Below are 20,152 nucleotides of genomic sequence, written 5' to 3'. Positions count from 1 at the left end.
ACGTGCGAAAGGTTCGGTGTGGCACCATGGTTAGTGCTAGTGGTCATGTATGGGGCTGTGTTTTGACTCTGCTTGGTGGAATACGCAAAAAGACGCTATTCCACCCTACGGGTTCTATTCAATTTTTAATGGTTTAGTTCAGCATCAAACTTAGTTTTTTGGCCAGGTCATTCGGAAGTTTTTTTAACCCGGACTTCATTTGATCTAAAAATTTATCGGGCATATTCTTAGCGGCCTCGATTGCCAAGGGTATGTCTCCGGGGCGGTCTTCCAATAGTACTGAGAGTAGAAGGTGTGCCTGGTCTATATCCTTCATCGTTTTTGTCTGCAATGCGACCGGGCGTCTGTTTGAGGTGACCAGTTTGTGTAATGCAAAACGTGCCGGAGAGGGGACGTTGATGAGTATTCCACCGCGGGCCACAATAACGGCGGGTTGTACATCGTCGAGTAAATAATCCAGAAATCGAACAGGTTCTGCATATGTGTTCATCGCGGCGATTAACACGGGCTTAGATAGGGGCTTCCCAATCATGGGGGTGAGTAAATCAACGCTGAGTTGCTTTCCCTGTATGCGAAAACTGGTTGAGGGGGATTTTCTATTAAGAGCCGGGACTTCGACAAACCCCATTTCTGCGTCAAGCAAAGCTTGTTTTAAGTCCACTGGTTCATTGCGCAAGCCCAGCGCAATATGATTGTCTCGGGCGATGTCAACATCATGTGTTCGAGTGATTTTTGTTGGCCAGCATACTCCCAACATATTTCCGTAAATGGAAAATGCGTGTGATCCAACAAGTACGCCTCCTACCAGGAAAGCTCCGGCGCGTTCTATGAGTTCAAATACTCGTCCCTCCGCAGCGCTGATACTTTGTGCGCCACCTTTGATGAGCATTGCAACCAGTTGTTCTCGCGCTTTTCGATCTGGTTTGGTTTTCTCCCACAGTTGTTTTTCATTGCTAATTAGATTCTGTACTTCCTGTGAATCTGGGCCTACATAATGTTGCGTCTTTTGACTGCCCACGGTAAGTTGCAAATACCACTGTTTGGTGTTTTTTATTCGTTTGCTTACGAAGGAAATACCCTTTCCTCCGGGGGCCGAGGCGTGCAGGCACTGGCTTAGAAGCTGGGAATATAGTAAGTGCGTAGTTTCGGGTAGATATTCCATGGTTTTAATGTCATCCCAAGTTATACGCAGTATAGTCTAAATCTGCGTATAACTCTAGGTTCTAGCCAGCTGAGAGATGGTCATGTCGGATTACGTTGCACTAATCCAACCTACAATCGTGCTACGGGTTCTAAAATGGATATGGCGGGATTAGAGCACGGTGGCGGGTCTCGCATTATCAGTGTAGGTTGGAATAGCGTCAGCGTATTCCGACGTGCGAAAGGTTCGGTGTGGCACCATGGTTAGTGCTAGTGGTCATGTATGGGGCTGTGTTTTGACCTGCTTGGTGGAATACGCAAAAAGACGCTATTCCACCCTACGGATTTCGTAAAAATTAAACACTAATACTCCGCAGATAGTCTTCATAATTGCCATTGAAGTTGGTGATGCCGCTGGGGGAGAGTTCGATAATGCGGGTGGCCAGTGATGAGACAAACTCGCGGTCGTGGCTGACGAAGATCAGGGTGCCGGGGTAGTTTTCCAGAGCCAGGTTAAGGGCTTCGATGGATTCCATGTCCAGGTGGTTGGTGGGTTCATCCATTACCAGTATGTTGGGTTTTTGCATGATGAGTTTGCCGAATAACATGCGGCCTTGTTCGCCACCGGAAATCTTGGTGACGGATTTGTTGATGTCGTCGGCCGAGAACAGCATACGACCCAGGATAGCGCGCACAGCCTGTTCGTCATCGCCTTTTTGTTTCCACAGGCTCATCCAGTCAAACAGGGTCATGTCGTTACTGAAATCGTCTGAGTGGTCCTGGGCGTAGTAGCCGATGTTGGCATTTTCTGACCATTTGATGCTGCCGCTGTCGGGTTGCAGATCATGCACCAGCAACCGTAACAGGGTGGTTTTACCAATGCCATTGGGGCCGATGACGGCAATGCGTTCGCCCACTTCGGCCAGCAGGTTGAGATTGCTAAACAGGGGTGCGTCATCAAAGCCTTTACCAAGTTCGGTCAGTTCCAGTGCATTGCGATAGAGTTTTTTGTCCTGGTCGAAACGGATATAGGGCGATTGGCGGCTGGAGGGTTTGATCTCATTCAGCTCGATCTTTTCAATCTGTTTGGCGCGGGAGGTGGCCTGCTTGGCCTTGGAGGCATTGGCGGAAAAACGGCTGACAAAGGTTTGCAGCTCGGCGATCTGGGCTTTTTTCTTGGCGTTGTCGGATAACAGTCGCTCGCGGGCCTGGGTGGAAGCGGTCATGAAGGCGTCATAGTTACCGGGGTAGAGGCGTAACTCTCCATAGTCCATGTCGGCCATATGGGTGCAGACGCTGTTAAGAAAGTGGCGATCATGGGAAATGATCAGCATGGTGCTGTTACGTTCATTGAGAATATTTTCCAGCCAGCGAATGGTGTTGATGTCGAGGTTATTGGTCGGCTCATCCAGCAACAGGATGTCGGGGTCGGCAAACAGGGCCTGGGCCAGCAGTACGCGCAATTTCCAGCCGGGGGCCACGGCACTCATGGGGCCGTTGTGTTGTTCCAGGGGAATATCCAGGCCAAGCAATAACTCACCGGCACGGGCCTCGGCGGTATAGCCATCCAGCTCCGCAAATTCCACTTCCAGCTCGGCCACCTTCATGCCGTCTTCTTCGCTCATTTCCGGCAGTGAATAAATTCGGTCGCGTTCCTGCTTCACCTGCCACAGTTGTTCGTGGCCCATGATGACCGTATCCAGTACGGCGTATTTTTCAAATGCGAACTGATCCTGGCGCAGTTTACCGACGCGCTTGTCAGGCTCGATGGAGACATTGCCGGAAGAGGGTTCCAGTTCACCGCCAAGGATTTTCATAAAGGTGGATTTGCCGCAGCCGTTGGCGCCAATAAGGCCATAGCGATTGCCATTGCCAAATTTGACGGAGATGTTTTCAAACAGGGGTTTGGCCCCAAACTGCATGGTGATGTTGGCTGTTGTAATCAAGAGAAGTCCCGGTGCTTTACTTAGTGGCTAAAAGGTCGGGCATTATGCCACAGGTGGGGAGGCGATGCGCGAAGAGCTAAAGGCATACATTATGCAAGTCTATAAAAGTTTGGTGCCGTTGAAGGTGTTTTTTCTATCCAAACAATGGGTTGGTCGAATTCCCATATACTGGAGTTGATGAAACGCCGGTTACCTATCGCCGTTCAGGTCAGGTATCGTAAAATAATTTCGTTTAGCGGGCCTAAAAAATCCCTAGATTCTGCAAAGGTCGTTAGTGAGGAATAGCCTTGTGGACGGCCTCCATAAAGGCAGTGCGATCAATCGGTTTTTGAAACGTATACATCGCCCCAAGCTTGCTGGCCGGCTGCAAGCAGGCGGCAGGGTCGAGCGTGGATCTACCGCCGCCGGATACTGAAAAGATTTTTACATCGGGCTGAATTTTCTTAAGTTCGATGATGGTGGAGATCCCTTCCTTATTTGGCATGACAATGTCGGTGATGACCAGATCAATAGGATTTTGTTTGTATATATTGATACCTTCATCGCCGTCGGGTGCTTCAAGAACATCGTAGCCATCAAGTCGCAGTAGGTCCGCTAAGGATTCTCGAAAATCTACGTTATCGTCAATAACGAGTATGGTTGACATATTTGTGTCCTCTGTCGTTTTGCTCAATTGTTTCGTATATGGGGAAAAACAAGTGGGCGGTTGTCCCTTTGCCCACTGCGCTTTCGATGTGGAGTGCGCCGTCATAGCTCCGCATGAGCTTATAGACAAGAGCGAGACCCATGCCGGTTCCTATGCCGACATCCTTGGTGGTAAAGAAAGGATCACAGGCGCGCTCAAGTGTAGCCTTGTCCATACCGGAGCCTGTATCGCTCACTGACAAATGGGCGTAGTCGCCCGGATTGAGGCTAATGAAACTCAGGTTTGTGTCAGGAAAGGTTGTTGTATCCAGTGTGATGTCAATCCTGCCGGAGTTGGAAATGCTATGTGCCGCGTTGGTGCATAAATTGATCAGGATCTGATGGATCTCATCGGTATCTGCCTTGACGAGTATATTGTCGGTTTGAATGCTGTGTTGAATCAATATTGACGTCGGGATGTACGTGGTGATAAAACTGACCGCATCATTGACCACACGATGAAAGACGAGAGGCTCTCTTGATTCGACGTTTTGGCGACTAAAGGATAAAATCTGGCTGACCAGCTTTTTGGCTTGATTGCTGGATTTCAATATTCTTGTCAGTTGTTTGTTAGTGTCAGGAGCATCAGAATACTTATCCATTATTAGCTCTGCGTTGAGCAAAATGATTCCAAGGAGGTTGTTAAATTCATGTGCAATACCGCCGGCCAAGGTGCCCAGGGATTGCATTTTATGCGCTTGGCGTAGTTGCGTTTCCAGGTTTTGCTGCTCTTCAATGGCCTGTTTTTGTGCGGTGATATCAGTGTGGACAGATATCATTACTTCCCCGTGAATGCTATGTGTAAACCGATATACCCTGGCATAACACCAGAAGACTGTTCCATCCTTTTTTACATTTTTAATTTCACCTTGCCAGTATCCCTTTTGAATGAGGATTGTCATGATTTCATTGGCGATCTCTTCGGAGTTAATGTTGTCATGACAATTTATGACGGAAACGTGCTTCCCAATGAGTTCTCCGGGTGAATAGCCAAACATGGAGTCAAATTTTTTACTGGTGAAAACAATAATGCCGTCTGCTCCTCTGACAAGGTTCACACCTTCACTAATTGTATTTACAATTTGTTCCTGCAATCGCAGGTTTTCCTCTGTTGCCTTTCGTCTCGAAATGTCGCGCTGAAAGCAGTAGAAAATGTTGTTCAGGGACGGCTCATAATTGATACTGATTTCAATATCAATGAGGTGACCCGCTTTATGGCGGTGTTTTGTCTCGAATCGGTCATACCCTTGCGCAAATACGCGTTGCATATGGGCTTCCATTTCTGCATTGGATTCCGTTGCCTCAATGTCTCTAATATTCAGTGTGAGTACTTCGCTACGTTCATAGCCCAGCATTTCACAAAACGCCTGATTGGCTTCTATCACACTTCCATTCGAGTCGACTATCCAAAAGCCCTCAATAGAACGTTCCAAAATGGTAGCATTTTTATGCTCGCTTATTTCCAGGTGATTATTTGCCTGTTGTAGCTTCTCAAGGTTAAACTGGATTTCCTTGTTGGATTGCTTCAAGCTGATTTGTTGTTCGCTGATTTCGTCTGCCATTTTGTTGAACGTTTTGGCGAGCAGGCCGATTTCATTCTGCGTGTCTATCTGGACTTTTGGGCTATAATTCCCTGATCCAAACTCTTTAACGTTGTGGGTCAAGATTCTTAAAGGTGTAGTAATCCTTGAGGTGGCATAAGCGGCAATAACGGCTACCAGGAGAATGGCCAAAATGAATGCGGCAGCAATAACCGTTGCCTGACGATACAGGGGGTTAAGAGCTTCATCACGGTCTATTTTTAATACCATGCCCCACTGCAGCAACGGTAAATATGTCCAGGCGGCAATTATGGGTTTTTGCCGATAGTCTACGGCGACTCCAGAGCCTCTTTTTCCAAGTACTGCAAGCAGAATGGGTATGGGGTCGTGTTCGGAAAACACCATACCGCTCTCCAACGCATCCGGGACATTACGCAGAGGCCCGGCGGCAACGACTCTTCCATCATCGATCAGCCTACCGGCAACAAGTTCTCCGCTTTTGCCAAGGCCCGTGTGAGTTGTAAATATACTGAATAGTTTATCCTGGTTCAGCTGGGCCGCGACCACGCCAATGAGTTGTTTTTCTTTAAATACAGGTGCGGATATAAATGAAGCAGATTTTTTGGAAGGTTCGTAGTAGTTAAACTGTGATATTTCTACGGTTCCATCACGTAAAGTTTTTTCGACAACCCGGGAAAGCTCCGTGTTTCTGTATGTGCCGGTATTCAGGTTGGTTCGACTGTATTTTTCTTTGGAGGCAGTGAATATTATATTGCCGGCCGTATCTAGTATTAGAATATCGTGATAGCCATATCGGTCCACGATACTTTTTAATGTGTTTTCCCAATAGTCAACCTTTTTAGCAGGGGTGAGCCGGTTTGCTTCAATACGGAGATGTTCAACTGCTTCGGCGACGTGGGGATGAGTGCTTAAACTGATTGTCGCCTGTTTACTTTCTTCAATATACAATTCTATATGGTCGCCTTTTTCTTTGAGAAGATTGCTCAGATTGGCAATTGACGATTCAATAATGAGCTGCTTGTTTTTATAGTAAACATAAACCGAGCTGATAGACAACGGCAGGATGGCTAGCAAAAAAAACCATAAGCCAATTTGTCTGGAAATATGTTGGTTGAAGTTGAAAATCATGGTTCAGTATTAGCGAATTACAATGGTTTCAATATCCTTGTGGGGACATAGGCAGGTCGTTGTCCATAAGAAGATTATAATGTGAAATCTTCTATTTGGAGACGGTCTATTTGTAAAATAATAATTCACTATATGTTATATTGTTGTGCAAAATGATGCATATTGGGGCTGCTGTACCACAGTAAGATGCTTGGCAATGTATTGTGTTTGCAGTATATCATCACCGGATGGCTGTTTTAGCAGTGTTTCAATGTAACCTTAAAAGAACGTAATATGTCGGTAACGATTGCTCAACAGCGGCTGCGAACGGATTTCAATTCACGTCAGGTACCGGAACCCTATGAACTGGTGTTTTCGAAGGAACTGTTTGCCCGGGTGCGAAAATATCTGGATGAATTGAGTCGAGGCCTGATAAAGGCGGGCGAGCTTTTGGAATGTCGATTGAATGGATCATCTATATCAAAATTGACTGAGCTTGAATTTATACGGGCGTTGCTTGCCACCAAAGTACCGTTGATATTTGCGGAAAGTGCTGTGAGCGGAGATGGTTCTGATTGGACGCTGGATGAGCTGTCCATGTTGGGAGATATTGGCATTGTAAGTCGCGTCAAGGTATTTGATAACGGACTTCATGCCCAGCCTATCGTCCATTCGACGCCACTGGATGCGACCTTAATGTTTATACCCGGAGCGCTATTGCGCAGCGCTGGGGGTGTTGCGGCGGACTGGGATGAAGTTACCCAGGATGGGGATATTAATCCGGTCGCTTATAGGGCGCTATACGAGAGACGTTTGTTGCCATTGCTGTTGCATGCGGATTGTATGTGTGCGAAAACAGGCAGACAGGCGTTTGTTACTATCCCCGGTCTGGGGTGCGGCCAGTTTGCGGGGCCGTTTCGAGGCATCCTTGGGTCTTATTTAAGAGACGCGATCGTTCAGTTGTTGTCGAATTATCACAGCGAGCTACCCAATATCCGAGCAGTATATTTCGATCCATATAGTCAGTGCGAAAATGAACGTTTACAGCTCGGCTCTATCAGCGTCCTGGTCCGTCCATTAACTCAAGGCAATCATCCCAAAGGTCAGCTGTGTCATCCTGTGCAGTATGAGGAGTCGGGGGATGACTTTAGTGGCTGCGACCTGTTTAGTGTGGTGGCCTGGGATCATGTGTCCTGGCCGGGGAATGATTTTTACGGTGGTTCCAGAGCGACGGACGACGGAGTGAAGGCGGCGGCGAGCAGTATTATGAGATGTATGACGGGCCATGAAGGGGGATATGACACGGTGTCTCATTGTTATTTACCGCCTGATGGATTTCATACTTGGGAGGACTTGGTTTTTAAAAATAAGCTGTTATTTGGGCAATCGGCGGAGTATTTTGAGTACTAGCTAAACGCTGAACCGGTTTGGGTAATCCAGGTTTCAATCAAAATAGCAAGTTGGTTGGGGGTCGGGATCAGAGCCAAATACTCCAGTGTTAGTGTTTATTGTGCTCTGACCCCGGGCTGCGTGACTTCGGATTGTGCTATTGGTTAATTAGGCGAAACGATGTCCACAACCAAGGCCCGAACCGGTTTTCTGGAAAGGTTCTCCCACCAGTGCACAACACCGGACTGTTCAAAAGCCACATCCCCTACAGCCCGAACAATGGGGCCGGATTGATCATTTCGGTGTTCGATGATATCGCCTTCAAGGATATAAGCCACTCCCGGGCGCGAATCGTGCTGGTGCATGGCAACTACGCCTCCGGGTTCTATAATCAACTCTCGCGCCCGAAGTTTGATGCCCGCCATATCTTTAAAGTCCTTGCCAAGATCGATGGCGCCCAGTATGGTTACCGATTTAACGCCATGGGTTTTGTCCGGTCCTTTAAATTTGCTTTTCTTGGCTAAATCCTCTTCGTGAGACGGCACCACAGTTAAACTATCGGCCTGCAATACACCCACTCCGCTTAAAACGCTCAAACAACACAAGACAGACAAAAGCACAACTTTTCGCTTCATAGTAACTCCCTTTTTTTGTTGTATTAACCCCGCTTCAGGGTACCTTCTACCGGCCGGTCTTTGCCGGTTCATACGGACCGTAGCGTATAGTATTCTCTGCCAGAGAATCACCTGCGCATATACTACGCCACGATGATAAAATCCGCACGGACTAAATTCGAAGATATGACAAAGCCGGGGACGAAGGAAAAAGTGAAAAGCCGGTAAATGTACAAGACCGCAGTCTTCGCACCGGAGAGTCGGGTTCTGTGATTGGTTTGACGGTGGGAAAGTCTTTGAGAGTATCTCTAAACGGGGCTGATAAAGTAACCCATAACGAATAGTATCTGTGACGGAGCATTTCTTTTTGGTGGTTAAAGGGGAAAACATGCGATTGGTTCAATTCAACCTTAAGAAGTGACAGAGTTTGGCATCCGAATGGTAAGAATTAGAAGCACATTTATTTCAGATAAAACTCTGCTGGTGGGTATTATTAGTGTCGCCCTATGTGTCATAGGGTTTGAATTGACTACAGCTGTGGTGGTGTATGTGCTATATGATTGTTGGATTATGTATCAACATCAACTCGCCGGCGGAAACTGCATCGATCGAATTAATGTCAATGTAATATTTGTGGTTCCCTTGGTCTTTGGTTTGATAAGCGGAATACTGTTAACTCGGAAAATTCTAAAAGAAGAAAAATATCTTTTTTTGCAGAAAAAATGCTATGTTGTAAACCCCGTTGTATTATGGCACTGATTTTCACATGCAGATGAGCAATAATACGTAATGATCCTATGGTGGCTCCTGCTCTGATGGTTATTGACCCTGAGGCGTGTAGATGAATATTCCCTTCCATAATCGATATATCACACTGGATGATAGGTTTTACGTTAAGACTTCCCCGACGCCTGTATCCCAGCCCGCACTGATTCGATTCAACGAAACCCTTGCCAATAGCCTGGGTTTTTCTGCGGCTGATTGGGAAGACAATGATGTAGCAGCGGTGTTTGCCGGGAATACTGTACCGCAAGGTGCGGAGCCCATCGCTATGGCCTATGCCGGGCATCAATTTGGCAATTTTGTACCTCAGTTAGGGGACGGGCGGGCGATTTTGCTGGGTGAGGTGAACGGTATTGATGGTGTTCTTTACGGTTTGCAACTAAAAGGTTCGGGACCAACTTATTTCTCACGTAATGGCGACGGTCGCGCGGCTTTGGGGCCGGTACTGCGAGAATATTTGTTGAGTGAGGCCATGGCCTGTCTCAATGTACCTACCACACGAGCCTTGTGCGCCGTGACAACGGGTGACGGTGTGGCGCGGGAACAATTTTTACCGGGTGGGGTGATTACGCGGGTGGCGTCCAGTTTTGTTCGTGTAGGAACCTTTGAGTATTTCCGCAGCAGAGGTGATGTGGAGGCAATCAAAGGTTTGGCGGATTATGTGATTGAACATAATTATCCCGGTCTTGCTGCAACGGAGAATCCCTATTTATCCATGCTACAAGCCGTGGTTGAACGCCAGGCGGCTCTAATAGCCCGGTGGATGCATCTGGGGTTTATTCATGGTGTGATGAACACGGATAATATGTCAGTGGCGGGGGAGACCATCGATTATGGACCGTGTGCCTTTATGGATGACTATAGGCATGACAAAGTGTTTAGTTCAATCGACAGACACGGGCGCTATGCCTACCACAATCAACCTGCCATAGGATTGTGGAATCTTTCTCGGTTTGCCGAGTGTCTGGTCCCCTTGCTGGCAAACGATACCAATGTTGCCATTGAGTTGGCGCAGCAGGTTTTAACCGGTTTTATCGAGCAGTATGAAAGTCAGTGGTTATCAGGTATGCGAGCCAAATGCGGTTTAACGGAGCAGAAAGAACTGGCATCATCGGATAAAGCGCTTATTGAATCGTTGTTGACTGAGATGCACGAAAACAGTGCCGACTTCACTTTAACGTTTTTCCATTTGTCGAGAGTGGGTGGAAAGTCGCCGGAGCAGGACGGAGATTGCAGGACCTTATTTACCGCTCCTGTTGCGTTTGATCAGTGGGCCGTTCAATGGCGTGAGCGTTTGGAAAAAGAGACGCGCAGCGACAAGGAAAGACAGGCCGCAATGCAAGCGGTAAATCCGGTTTATATTCCACGTAACCATCAAGTAGAGGCTGTGATCCGGGCGGCGGAGGACGGCAATGATTTTTCCTTATTCCATAAGTTGCACGAAGTATTGCAAGATCCGTTTGTGTTACAGCCGGGCAAAGAAAATTACCAGCGACCACCTGAGCCTGAGGAGGTGGTAAAGCGCACTTTTTGTGGGACTTAAGAGGCGTAAGGGGTTGCAGAATTTTACCAAAAACACGTCTATATTTAACAATTATTAACAAAGTCCCCATGGGTCCTACCGATACAAATACTGTACCCCGGGGATATGCCCTTGTTGATGGAAGAGTTAAATCGAAAAGTGTCCAATAGTCTGAATTATAAGTATTTCCTTATTGCGGCATCAGTATATGTCGTCTGGGTTTTTGTTTTTTCCTTTTACAACTATCAGGTCTCAAAGAAAGAACTCCTGGCGGACCTCGACGCGAGGTTGGAGCTGGCAGCGCGTAATTATCTTAATATTGTTCCTGCTGATCTACACAATAAAAATATGAAAAAAGGTGATTTAACGAAAGAAGTGGATCGTGAGCTTGTATTGCGTTCCAATGAATACGCCAGAATAAATCACGTTTATTACCTATATTCAGCGATCAAGGTAGACAATAAAATCTACTTCACCATGGGTAACGGTACAGAAAAAGACATGGCGGAGCTGGATGGTGGGGGTTACTATTTCTATCCCTATGAAGAAGCCCAACCCCATTTTTTTAAATCTTTTGAAGTGACTGAGCCCTTGTTTCACGATACCACCGATCATTGGGGAAGCTTTCGCAGCGTTGTGATTCCTTATGTGTCCAAGGACGGGACAAAGTTTGTAGTTGGTGCTGATATTACCACGGGCTATATAGATGAATTGCTCAAGAAAGAGTTGGAGTTAACGCTTATTGTCTCTGTGTTATTTTTGGTTTTTGCGGCGCCAATTCTGGGCGTGTTTATTTCTCATACGCGACGATGGGCAAAGAGTCTGGAGATTCAAACTCACAAAACTATAGCCAATGAAGAGAAACTAAGATCCCTGGTTAAACTTGCGGTGGACGCAATCATTACCACGGACGATAAAGGTATTGTGACTGACTTTAATGACTCGGCCCACAAAATGTTTGGTTACACGGAAGATGAAATTGTTGGGGCCAATGTAAACGTTATTATCGCAAACAGTATCGACAACGCATCCAACAATTTCCTGTCTTCATTTTACAAATTGGGCGAAGGTGAAGAAACCAATAACACGCAAGAGTTTTATGCCCAGCGTAAAAACGGTGAGATATTTCCAATAGAAATATCGGTCACTGAAGTTATTCTGAACAAGAAGGAAAGGATATTCTCCACCATCATCCGTGATCTCACTGAAAAGAAACAAAAAGAAAAACAGCTGCATAACCTGGTGGAAAAATCAGAGGCTGCGAATAGGGCCAAGAGTGAATTCCTTCACAAAATGAGCCATGAGTTACGCACTCCGCTGCATGGAATAATTGCGTTTTCTCAGCTGGGTTTTGAAAAGGCTGAGACTGAAAAAATGCAGAAGTACTTTGATACCATCAGCAAAAGTGGCGGTAGGCTGAAAACACTGCTCGACGATTTGTTGGATCTCAGCAAGCTCGAAGCCGGTAAAATGGAGTTGAGTTTCACCAATCAAAATGTAAGGGCCATTATCGATGACTGTATTATGGAGCAGCAGGGGCTGATAAATCAGTATCATTTGAATATAACAGTGGTTGAAAATACGTCCTATTTTAATGCTGAATGTGATATTGGACGTTTGTCTCAGGTGATCCTAAACCTGCTTAATAATGCCATAAAGTTCGCCCCGGAAAATTCAACGATAACAATCGTAATTTCATCAGTAACACAAATAGAGGGTAATGCAGTCAACGCATTGCAGATAAGCGTGGCGGATCAGGGTGTTGGTGTACCGAAAGAAAGTCGAGAACGCATTTTCGACAAATTTTCCCAGACCAGTACCGTCAATGACAAAATGACGGGTACGGGGTTGGGGTTGGCAATATCACGTGAACTGATTAAAGCACATAATGGAATCATTTGGTGTCAGGAGTCGGAGTCAGGGGGTGCAGAATTTGTATTCAGAATACCTGTGCTCAGCGTGAGCGGTGAAAACCCAATATATGCAGAGGCCATATGAAATATATTCTTGCAGCTGATGACGAGCCGGTGAATCTTTTGCTCATAGAAGAGATGCTAATGGATGAGTATGAAATCAAATGTGTTGGAGATGGCCTGCAATGTTTAAAAAGCGTTGAGGATAGGCTGCCGGATCTTATACTGCTTGATGTGGCGATGCCCGGTATGACCGGTCTCGAAGTTTGTAAGCAACTGCATGATAATGATAAAACCCGGCATATTCCCGTAATTATTTTGTCAGGTTTTGCTTCAAAAGAAGATATTGCAAGGGGCTTTGAGGCAGGTGCGGATTTCTACATTTCCAAGCCTTTTCGCCCGGCTACATTGCGCGAAGAAATTCAAAAACAGTTGAGTGATTAGTAGCGAAAACTCATCGCAAATTATAAGGGAGAGTATAGATAACTCTCCCTTTCTTTTACAAATTACACTACCGGTGGGCGCTATTAGAGCATTCTGGCTACGTCAATTTAGCCTGTTATAACGTCATGGGCCAGGTCGGAAATAGTTATTGTTTTGTAATCCACCGTTCCCAGGTCATGAGTATGTTTATTGAAGCCATTAAAAACCACTTGCAGTGCAGGTTGGCGGCTGTGAGATTTTTGTGCAATAAATTTTCCAATTACCGTGGCTGTTTCTTTTGCCTTGGCTTCGTTACCCCAAACCAAATGGTAAAGAGTGTCTTTGTATTTGATTCGCCCAACGCTGGTTCCGTTGGAGAGGTTGTACACATTCATGCTGATGTCCGTGTGAAGTTCGTTTTCATAGGACATGTTGTCGTATGTGCTTTGCGAAATTAGGGCGCAAGCCAGGTTTTGACGGGTAAAATATTGGTCCGGTGACAGACTGTCCAGAAGATATACTGCGCCATCGTTCTTTAAAGTGACTATCGCTCCCAAATTCATTGTTTCCCTCCAGAAACCAACTTATGATTATCGAAATCTTTTGTGCAGCTATTGTAGGCGAATCGATTAGGGGGGGAAGATAAAAAAACGTGAATATTCACGTTAGGTTTGTGATCTATTAACAGGGGCCTGATGTGTTCGTTAATTGTAATGTTCTCGGGGGTTCGGTGATGTAGATGTAGTTAATATCGCAGCTGATATCGAAGTTGATATTGCAGTTAAGATCAAAGGGTTGCTGAGATTTAGCGTAACCTTCTCACCTTAAACTTTCTCCCCTTTATTTTCCCTTCAGTGAGGATCTTCACTGCCTGTTTGGCGATGGGTCGCTCTACGGCGATATAGGCAATGTTGTCGAAGAGGTCGATTTTACCGATCATTTTACCGTTGAGTTGGGTGTTGCTTGCTGCGGTGTTGGCGGTAAGAGCGCCCAGGATATCGCCGGGGCGGAGTTTGTCTTTGCGCCCGCCGTTAACGCTGAGTGTCACCATGGGCGGGCTGAGGCGGAAGTTGTCACGCAGTTTGAGTTGGGTTGTACTTTCCATGGTGACGGGGCTGTTTTGATAGTCTTCAATGGCTTTGACCCGATGGATCTCGTTGGCCATGAACAGGCTAATGGCCAAGCCTTCTTTGTCGGCGCGGCCGGTGCGGCCGATACGGTGCACGTGGACTTCCGCTTCGTTGGCCATATCAAAGTTGATCACCGCCTGCAGCTCTTTGATGTCGAGCCCACGTGCGGCCACGTCGGTGGCGATCAGCAGTGAGCTGCTTTTATTGGCAAACTGGGTCAGCACCTGGTCGCGTTCTTTTTGTTCTAAGTCTCCGTGTAAGGCCAAGGCATGGAAGCCCTGTTGCCAAAGCTCATCGGCCAGTTCCTGGCACTGAAATTTGCGGTTGCAAAATACCACAGTGGATTCAGGCCGGTAGTGGTGTAATACGGCCACCAGGGTTTTGGTACGTTCGCCTTTTTGGATTTCATAAAAGACTTGTTTGATTTTTTTATTATCGTGCAGCTGTTCCAGGCGTATTTGCTCGGGCTGGTTTTGCACTGTTTTACTGATGGTTTGGATTTGCTCCGGGTACGTGGCGGAGAACAGCAGGGTTTGACGTTGCCATGGTGTCATGTCGATGATACGTAACATATCTTCTTGAAATCCCATGTCCAGCATACGATCCGCTTCGTCCAGCACCAGCGTGGTTAGTGTATGGAGCTGCAGGCTGCCTTTTTCCAAGTGCTTGAGCGTGCGGCCGGGGGTGCCTACGACAATATGGGGTGGTTGTTCCAGCGAGGCATATTGTGCCTTGATGGGGCTGCCGCCGCACAGGGTAAGAATGCGGGTGTTGGGAATGGCCCGGGCCAGACGTCGCAGTTCTTTGCTAACCTGGTCGGCCAGTTCCCGAGTAGGGCATAGCACCAGCGCCTGGGTTTGGTTGGCTTGGGTGTGTAGCTTGTGCAATAAGGCGATGCCAAAAGCAGCGGTTTTGCCGCTGCCGGTCTGTGCTTGGGCCAGCAGGTCTTTGTTCTGCAGCATGACGGGCAGGCTTTGGGCCTGAATAGGTGTCATTTTTTCATAGCCAAGGGCGGTAATATTGTCTAGAAATTCTGCGGACAGGGGCAGGCTGGCAAAGTCGGTTTTCATAATAATAGGGGTCTTACAGATGAGTTTAGAGTAGCAAATCTTCTTGAATAGGATGATACACCGAAGCCGCGTCGATCAAGCTGCCCGCCGTGAGCGAGGGCACGCCATAGACTACGGCGCTTACACCATAGTCGGTTTTGATCTTTTCCAATAACAAGTCAAAGTCACCGTCTCCGGAGAGCAAAACCACCGTATCCACTTTCGGGGCGGTTTCCATCACATCAATGGTAATCCCTACGTCCCAGTCGCCTTTGGCAGAGCCGTCACTGCGTTGGATATAGGGTTTGAGCTTTATCGTAAAACCAACGTGGGTCAGAGCTTCCTGAAACTTGAGTTGTTTGTCGTCATGACGCTGAATGGCATAGGCCGTGGCGCTGACAATCTCACCCTGCCGCCGAAGCCGTTGCCACAGTTCACGGTAATTGAACTGGCGGCCGTAGGCTTGGCGGGTGGTGTAATAGATGTTCTGTATGTCAGCGAACAGGGCAATGCGTTTGGTCATGGGCTGGTGTGGTTGCCACTGCGACGGTTACGCGGTGCTTTGCTGTACAGAGAAGGCGCAGCCGCCGAACCGTCACGTTGCGGTTTGCTCCGCTTGCCGGCACCGGCTTTGGGCGTACTATTGTTGTTGCGACTGTTTTTGTTCTGGCCGCTATTGCTGCGAGCATTTTGGCGCTCGCTTTTATTGCTCTGGTTGTTGCGTTGGTCACTGTTGCGTTGGTTGTTGTTACGATTGCTGTTGTGTCCGCTACTGCTGCGTCCGCCGCGCCCATTCTGGATGGGAACAGCCTTAATGCTGGGGTCAGGCTCATAGCCGGGGATGACGTCCTGAGGCAACTTGCGTTTCAATACACGCTCAATGTCACTCAACAGCTTGTGTTCATCAACACAGACCAAGGAACGGGCTTCGCCGTCATGACCGGCGCGGCCGGTGCGACCGATGCGGTGGACATAGTCTTCCGCCACATTGGGCAACTCGTAGTTGATAACATGGGGCAGTTGTCGAATGTCCAGGCCGCGGGCGGCAATGTCAGTGGCTACCAATACACGTACTTTGCCGGTTTTAAAATCGGCCAAAGCCTTGGTGCGTGCACCCTGGCTTTTATTGCCGTGGATGGCCGCTGCGTGGATGCCGTCCTTGCCCAGGTGATCCACCAGGCGATTGGCGCGGTGTTTGGTGCGGGTAAAGACCAGCACTTGGTGCATATTGTGTTTCCCGATCACATAAGAGAGCAGGTCCGGTTTACGTTTATGGTCCACCGGGTGCACGATTTGCTCGATGTTTTCCGCCGCCGAATTGACACGGGCCACTTCGATTTGCACCGGTGATTTCAGTAAGCCGCTGGCCAATTGCTTGATTTCATTAGAAAATGTAGCGGAGAACAGGAGGGTTTGTTTCTGTTTTGGCAGGCGCGCCAGGACCTTTTTGATATCGTTTATAAAGCCCATGTCGAGCATGTGGTCGGCTTCATCCAACACCAGGATCTCAATGGCGGACAGGTCCACAGTGCGTTGATTGACGTGGTCCAGCAAGCGGCCGGGGGTGGCAACTATTACGTCAACGCCCTGGCGCAGCTTGCTAATCTGTGGATTGATGCTGACACCGCCATAGATTTCCACGCTGCTGATGGGCAAGTGACGTGAGTAATTCTTAACGCTGAGATTCACTTGGGCCGCCAGTTCTCGTGTGGGAGTCAGGACCAGAGCCCGTGGTCGGCGTGCTTTGCCCTTGTCGGGCACTGCGCTCAGGCGCTGTAACAGGGGCAGGGTAAAGCCTGCGGTTTTGCCGGTACCGGTCTGGGCGCTGGCCAAAATGTCCTGGCCTTGCAATATAGCCGGGATGGCCTGAGTTTGGATTGGGGTGGGTACGCTATAGCCTTGTTCGCTAACGGCACGCAACAACGCGGCCGATAGGCCGAATGATTCAAATGACATAAATGGTTTTTCCCTAGTGGGTTTGGGTTTCCGCCTGCCCAGGCATTGCCTGAGACAGTCCAGGTGGGAACTGTTTTTGTGTATTCGGGGGGTTACCTGCCCAGTGGGAGGGAAATCCACGAAGTAGACACAGACTGAAGTGTGTCTTGTAGATGTAATCTGGGCGCGAGTATAGCAGATATCCCGTCAAGTAAATGGGTTTATGTGGATTATTTTCATATTATTTACTCCGAGGACTTGTATTATGGGTTTATTAAACCTATATTAAGGATTGTGTGGTGTTCGGGGGCACAACCCTGTATACTGCTTAATGCTACATTCTTTTCTGGTATTCTCAGCGTGCTTTTCAAGATTTCCACTGTTAATTACCTCGTAAGACTTGTAACACATTTTTATTAATATTTATTGATGAGGTAATTATCATGACAACCGGTACCGTTAAATGGTTTAACGAATCCAAGGGCTTCGGCTTTATTACTCCTAATGATGGCGGCAAAGACGTATTCGTACACTTTTCTGCTATCGCCAGCTCAGGGTTTCGCACTCTGGCTGAAGGTCAGTCCGTGAGCTTTGATATTGAAAATGGCCCCAAAGGCCCGCAGGCGACCAACGTTCAGATCTAATCTGATTCGGTTGTAACCTATAAAAAACCCCGCGCCATGAATGGCGCGGGGTTTTTTTGTTTATTGCTTAAAAAAATCGATATTTAATCTGATATCTTTGTACCGTTATCCCAGCGTTGCTGGATTTCCTGTCCCTTGCCTGCCAGTTTCCCTTGGCCGTGTTTCTTGCCTTTGCGGAATTCGCCGCTATAGCTGGAGCCGTCTGCATTTTGATAGATGCCTTTGCCATGCATTTTATTGTCTTTGAAGCTGCCGGTGTATTTTTCACCATTGGGCCAGGTGTAAACGCCCTTACCGTTCATTTCGTTGTTCTTAAAGCTGCCCTTGTACTCTTCACCGTTGGCGTGAAAGTATTGGCCCTGTCCTGACATGGCGCCGTTGCGAAAGCTGCCGACATAGTGATTGCCGTTGGGCCAACGAAACGTACCTTTGCCGTGGTATTGACCTTTATTAAATTGGCCGGTGTAGTTGGAATTATCCGTATCCGTATAACTGCCTTGACCATGATAGACATTGTTGGCCAATTGGCCGGTATAACGACGCCCATCCGGATACTCTAAAGTGCCTTTACCGTGTCTTAGGCCCTGTTTGAAATTGCCGTTATAGCGGGTCCCGTCGGCCCAGGTATAAACGCCTTCGCCGTGAAACTTGCCTTTAAGGAAATAACCGATATAGGTTCGTTCCCTATCGCGGGTTCTGGCTTCTGCTTTGCCGTGTACATAGCCGTTTTTACACTCACCCTTGATCAACTCCCAATTATGCTTGAGATCGACGATTTTGCAGGGCTTCTTCGCTGCAACTTTTTTGGGTTTGACCGGTTGGGTTTTGCTTGGGGTCTTTGGCTTGGCTTTAGCAACACGTTTGGGTTTTTTTGCTATTTTCTTTTTGGCTTTTTTTGTAGCCGGCTTATGTTTAGCCAGCTTAGGTTTGCTTGGGCTTGGTTTTGCCGGTCTAGTTGTCGCTTCCTTAGCAGGCTTGGCCGTGGTTGTTTTCGTTGAATCCTTGGTGCTGGATGTTTCCATGGGCTCAGGCGTGACCAGCGACGTAGTTACGTTTATTGAAGTTACGTTTATTGAAGCTACGTCTTTTGAAGTAACCTCAGTAGATGCTGCGGGTGACGTGCCCGCCTGTTTTTGCCCGCCATCACCGGCGCAAGCGTACAGAAAAAACGTGATCAGGAAAGCAATAGTTAACTTATATTTCATTGAGTACTCCGTTTATCAATCCGGTGGCTGTGCCGGAGCGCTGGGGTTGCCGGTTTCTTGCGTTTGAAGCAAAAGCACGTCATGCAATATGGGTTTGGCCTCGATGCCGGGCCTGCTGGGGGCGTTAGTCGCTTGGGTATCGCGCAGACCAACATCTTCCAGACCTGCCGTTGCAAAGATGGGGTTGTCGGGCGCGTTGGTGGCCAGCGTATCGCGCACATTACCATCATCCAGTGAAGCGACCACTTGATTTGCGTCATCTGCATCAATGGTTTGGCTATTTACGACCGGCGCATCATTGCTAAGTGGCGGCTGCGTTTGTGCAACCGGGGGTGTTTGATCCGTAGTGCCCGGATCCCAAAAGAGCATGAGCAGCATTAAGGCCACCAAAATGGCAGCGGCTATAATCCACTTGGCCGGGATGGGGTCTTCTTCATATTCCAGTTTTGTTTCTTCATCTGAATAAATCATGCCTGGCAATATAAGGGGGGGTTGTTCCCCGACACGTTGTGTGGAGCTGTAGCCGTTACCGGATTGGTTTATTTCACTGGTGCTGCTGTGCGTGTCGTTTTCCCCTCGCGGTAAAACCACCGTATCGGTGCTTATAAACGAGGGGCTTGGAGCTTCGTTTTTGTGCGTGTCGTCTTTAGCCGTTCCACCGACTGCCGATGGGGAATCGATGCTGGAATCCAGAGCCACTGTGTCAGTAAAACCGGAGCGGGAATGGCTGTCGATCTGTCTTGGCGGCTCGCTTGTATGGGTATGCGATTCCGGATCCACGGTTTGGGTGAAATTGGCGCTGGTCTTGTTGGCGATTAAGTCTGCGTTGTTTTTATTTTCTGAGGGCTGTTTATTTGTTGAGGGCTGTATATTTGCTGAGGGTTGTATATTTGCTGAGGGCTCTTTACCAGCTGAGGGCTCTTTGCTCGCTGAGGGCTGTTTGTTCGCTGAGGGCTCTTTGCTCGCTGAAGGCTGTTTATTCGCTGAGGGCTGTTTGTTCGCTGAGGGCTGTTTGTTCGCTGAGGGCTCTTTGCTCGCTGAGGGCCGTTTATTCGCTGAGGGCTCTTTGCTCGCTGAGGGCCGTTTATTCGCTGAGGGCTCTTTGC

At 47.9% G+C, this 20,152-nt stretch carries 16 protein-coding genes; 5 read left to right on the top strand and 11 right to left on the bottom strand.

Annotated elements, in window-relative coordinates; genetic code table 11:
* Positions 1-133 precede the first annotated feature (133 nt).
* The 4 genes from OEY58_22475 to OEY58_22460 all read right to left on the bottom strand — a co-directional run bounded on the left by OEY58_22475 (position 134) and on the right by OEY58_22460 (position 6,460).
* Positions 134-1,162, bottom strand: a complete 1,029-nt coding sequence (locus tag OEY58_22475) for a GSU2403 family nucleotidyltransferase fold protein (protein ID MDH5328221.1) — start codon at positions 1,160-1,162, stop codon at positions 134-136.
* 334 nt (positions 1,163-1,496) lie between these two features.
* A complete protein-coding gene (locus OEY58_22470; GenBank protein ID MDH5328220.1) occupies positions 1,497-3,086 on the bottom strand; it encodes an ABC-F family ATPase in 1,590 nt (529 codons plus the stop codon).
* Positions 3,087-3,357: 271 nt separating this feature from the next.
* A complete protein-coding gene (locus OEY58_22465; protein MDH5328219.1) occupies positions 3,358-3,732 on the bottom strand; it encodes a response regulator in 375 nt (124 codons plus the stop codon).
* On the bottom strand, positions 3,710-6,460 hold the full coding sequence (locus tag OEY58_22460) for a PAS domain S-box protein (protein MDH5328218.1): 2,751 nt from the start codon (positions 6,458-6,460) through the stop codon (positions 3,710-3,712). Before OEY58_22460 ends, OEY58_22465 begins: the two co-directional genes overlap by 23 nt.
* Before the next feature lie 273 nt (positions 6,461-6,733).
* Here OEY58_22460 and OEY58_22455 point away from each other — a divergent pair, with 273 nt between their 5' ends.
* Entirely contained in the window at positions 6,734-7,849 is a 1,116-nt protein-coding gene (locus OEY58_22455) for a hypothetical protein (GenBank protein ID MDH5328217.1), read from the top strand.
* Between the two features lie 143 nt (positions 7,850-7,992).
* Here the strand turns inward: OEY58_22455 and OEY58_22450 are convergent, their stop codons facing one another.
* Positions 7,993-8,463 carry a cupin domain-containing protein gene (locus OEY58_22450; GenBank protein MDH5328216.1) on the bottom strand — a complete coding sequence of 157 codons (471 nt, stop codon included), beginning with the start codon at positions 8,461-8,463 and terminating at the stop codon, positions 7,993-7,995.
* An 820-nt stretch (positions 8,464-9,283) separates the two neighbouring features.
* Here OEY58_22450 and OEY58_22445 point away from each other — a divergent pair.
* The 3 genes from OEY58_22445 (at position 9,284) to OEY58_22435 (ending at position 13,104) form a co-directional block, all read left to right on the top strand.
* Entirely contained in the window at positions 9,284-10,768 is a 1,485-nt protein-coding gene (locus tag OEY58_22445; GenBank protein MDH5328215.1) for a YdiU family protein, read from the top strand.
* A gap of 117 nt (positions 10,769-10,885) precedes the next feature.
* Positions 10,886-12,745: a PAS domain-containing sensor histidine kinase gene (locus tag OEY58_22440; protein MDH5328214.1), complete on the top strand. Its 1,860-nt coding sequence runs from the start codon at positions 10,886-10,888 to the stop codon at positions 12,743-12,745.
* A complete protein-coding gene (locus OEY58_22435; protein MDH5328213.1) occupies positions 12,742-13,104 on the top strand; it encodes a response regulator in 363 nt (120 codons plus the stop codon). The genes OEY58_22440 and OEY58_22435 overlap by 4 nt, the downstream gene beginning before the upstream one ends.
* Before the next feature lie 107 nt (positions 13,105-13,211).
* Here OEY58_22435 and OEY58_22430 read toward each other — a convergent pair whose 3' ends face one another.
* From OEY58_22430 to OEY58_22415, 4 genes are all read right to left on the bottom strand, one after another.
* Complete coding sequence (locus OEY58_22430) at positions 13,212-13,646, bottom strand: hypothetical protein (GenBank protein ID MDH5328212.1); 435 nt, start codon at positions 13,644-13,646, stop codon at positions 13,212-13,214.
* A gap of 242 nt (positions 13,647-13,888) precedes the next feature.
* Positions 13,889-15,283, bottom strand: a complete 1,395-nt coding sequence (gene dbpA / locus OEY58_22425) for an ATP-dependent RNA helicase DbpA (protein ID MDH5328211.1) — start codon at positions 15,281-15,283, stop codon at positions 13,889-13,891.
* A 25-nt stretch (positions 15,284-15,308) separates the two neighbouring features.
* The gene (locus OEY58_22420; GenBank protein MDH5328210.1) at positions 15,309-15,785 is read right to left on the bottom strand and encodes an NYN domain-containing protein; all 477 of its coding nucleotides are present in this window, start codon (positions 15,783-15,785) and stop codon (positions 15,309-15,311) included.
* Positions 15,782-17,218 (bottom strand): DEAD/DEAH box helicase, encoded by a 1,437-nt coding sequence (locus OEY58_22415; GenBank protein MDH5328209.1) that lies wholly within the window; start codon positions 17,216-17,218, stop codon positions 15,782-15,784. Before OEY58_22415 ends, OEY58_22420 begins: the two co-directional genes overlap by 4 nt.
* A 422-nt stretch (positions 17,219-17,640) precedes the next feature.
* Between OEY58_22415 and OEY58_22410 the strand changes: the two genes are divergently transcribed.
* The gene (locus OEY58_22410) at positions 17,641-17,841 is read left to right on the top strand and encodes a cold-shock protein (GenBank protein ID MDH5328208.1); all 201 of its coding nucleotides are present in this window, start codon (positions 17,641-17,643) and stop codon (positions 17,839-17,841) included.
* Positions 17,842-17,924: 83 nt separating this feature from the next.
* Here the strand turns inward: OEY58_22410 and OEY58_22405 are convergent, their stop codons facing one another.
* Together OEY58_22405 and OEY58_22400 are read right to left on the bottom strand one after the other, a co-directional pair.
* Positions 17,925-19,046, bottom strand: a complete 1,122-nt coding sequence (locus tag OEY58_22405) for a hypothetical protein (GenBank protein ID MDH5328207.1) — start codon at positions 19,044-19,046, stop codon at positions 17,925-17,927.
* Between the two features lie 15 nt (positions 19,047-19,061).
* On the bottom strand, positions 19,062-20,152 hold a 1,091-nt coding region (locus OEY58_22400; protein MDH5328206.1), incomplete at its 5' end, for a hypothetical protein.

Source organism: Gammaproteobacteria bacterium (assembly GCA_029882975.1).
Classification (GTDB): domain Bacteria; phylum Pseudomonadota; class Gammaproteobacteria; order SZUA-152; family SZUA-152; genus JAJDNG01.
The sequence above is the reverse complement of the archived record's forward strand: the minus strand, read 5'-3'. Positions and strand labels throughout refer to the sequence as shown.

Excerpts from the sequence above, each read along its gene's own strand:
- OEY58_22475 (MDH5328221.1), bottom strand. The coding sequence starts at position 1,162 with ATGGAATATCTACCCGAAACTACGCACTTACTATATTCCCAGCTTCTA.
- OEY58_22465 (MDH5328219.1), bottom strand. The coding sequence starts at position 3,732 with ATGTCAACCATACTCGTTATTGACGATAACGTAGATTTTCGAGAATCC.
- OEY58_22460 (MDH5328218.1), bottom strand. The coding sequence starts at position 6,460 with ATGATTTTCAACTTCAACCAACATATTTCCAGACAAATTGGCTTATGG.
- OEY58_22455 (MDH5328217.1), top strand. The coding sequence starts at position 6,734 with ATGTCGGTAACGATTGCTCAACAGCGGCTGCGAACGGATTTCAATTCA.
- OEY58_22450 (MDH5328216.1), bottom strand. The coding sequence starts at position 8,463 with ATGAAGCGAAAAGTTGTGCTTTTGTCTGTCTTGTGTTGTTTGAGCGTT.
- OEY58_22445 (MDH5328215.1), top strand. The coding sequence starts at position 9,284 with ATGAATATTCCCTTCCATAATCGATATATCACACTGGATGATAGGTTT.
- OEY58_22440 (MDH5328214.1), top strand. The coding sequence starts at position 10,886 with ATGGAAGAGTTAAATCGAAAAGTGTCCAATAGTCTGAATTATAAGTAT.
- OEY58_22435 (MDH5328213.1), top strand. The coding sequence starts at position 12,742 with ATGAAATATATTCTTGCAGCTGATGACGAGCCGGTGAATCTTTTGCTC.
- OEY58_22430 (MDH5328212.1), bottom strand. The coding sequence starts at position 13,646 with ATGAATTTGGGAGCGATAGTCACTTTAAAGAACGATGGCGCAGTATAT.
- dbpA (MDH5328211.1), bottom strand. The coding sequence starts at position 15,283 with ATGAAAACCGACTTTGCCAGCCTGCCCCTGTCCGCAGAATTTCTAGAC.
- OEY58_22420 (MDH5328210.1), bottom strand. The coding sequence starts at position 15,785 with ATGACCAAACGCATTGCCCTGTTCGCTGACATACAGAACATCTATTAC.
- OEY58_22415 (MDH5328209.1), bottom strand. The coding sequence starts at position 17,218 with ATGTCATTTGAATCATTCGGCCTATCGGCCGCGTTGTTGCGTGCCGTT.
- OEY58_22410 (MDH5328208.1), top strand. The coding sequence starts at position 17,641 with ATGACAACCGGTACCGTTAAATGGTTTAACGAATCCAAGGGCTTCGGC.
- OEY58_22405 (MDH5328207.1), bottom strand. The coding sequence starts at position 19,046 with ATGAAATATAAGTTAACTATTGCTTTCCTGATCACGTTTTTTCTGTAC.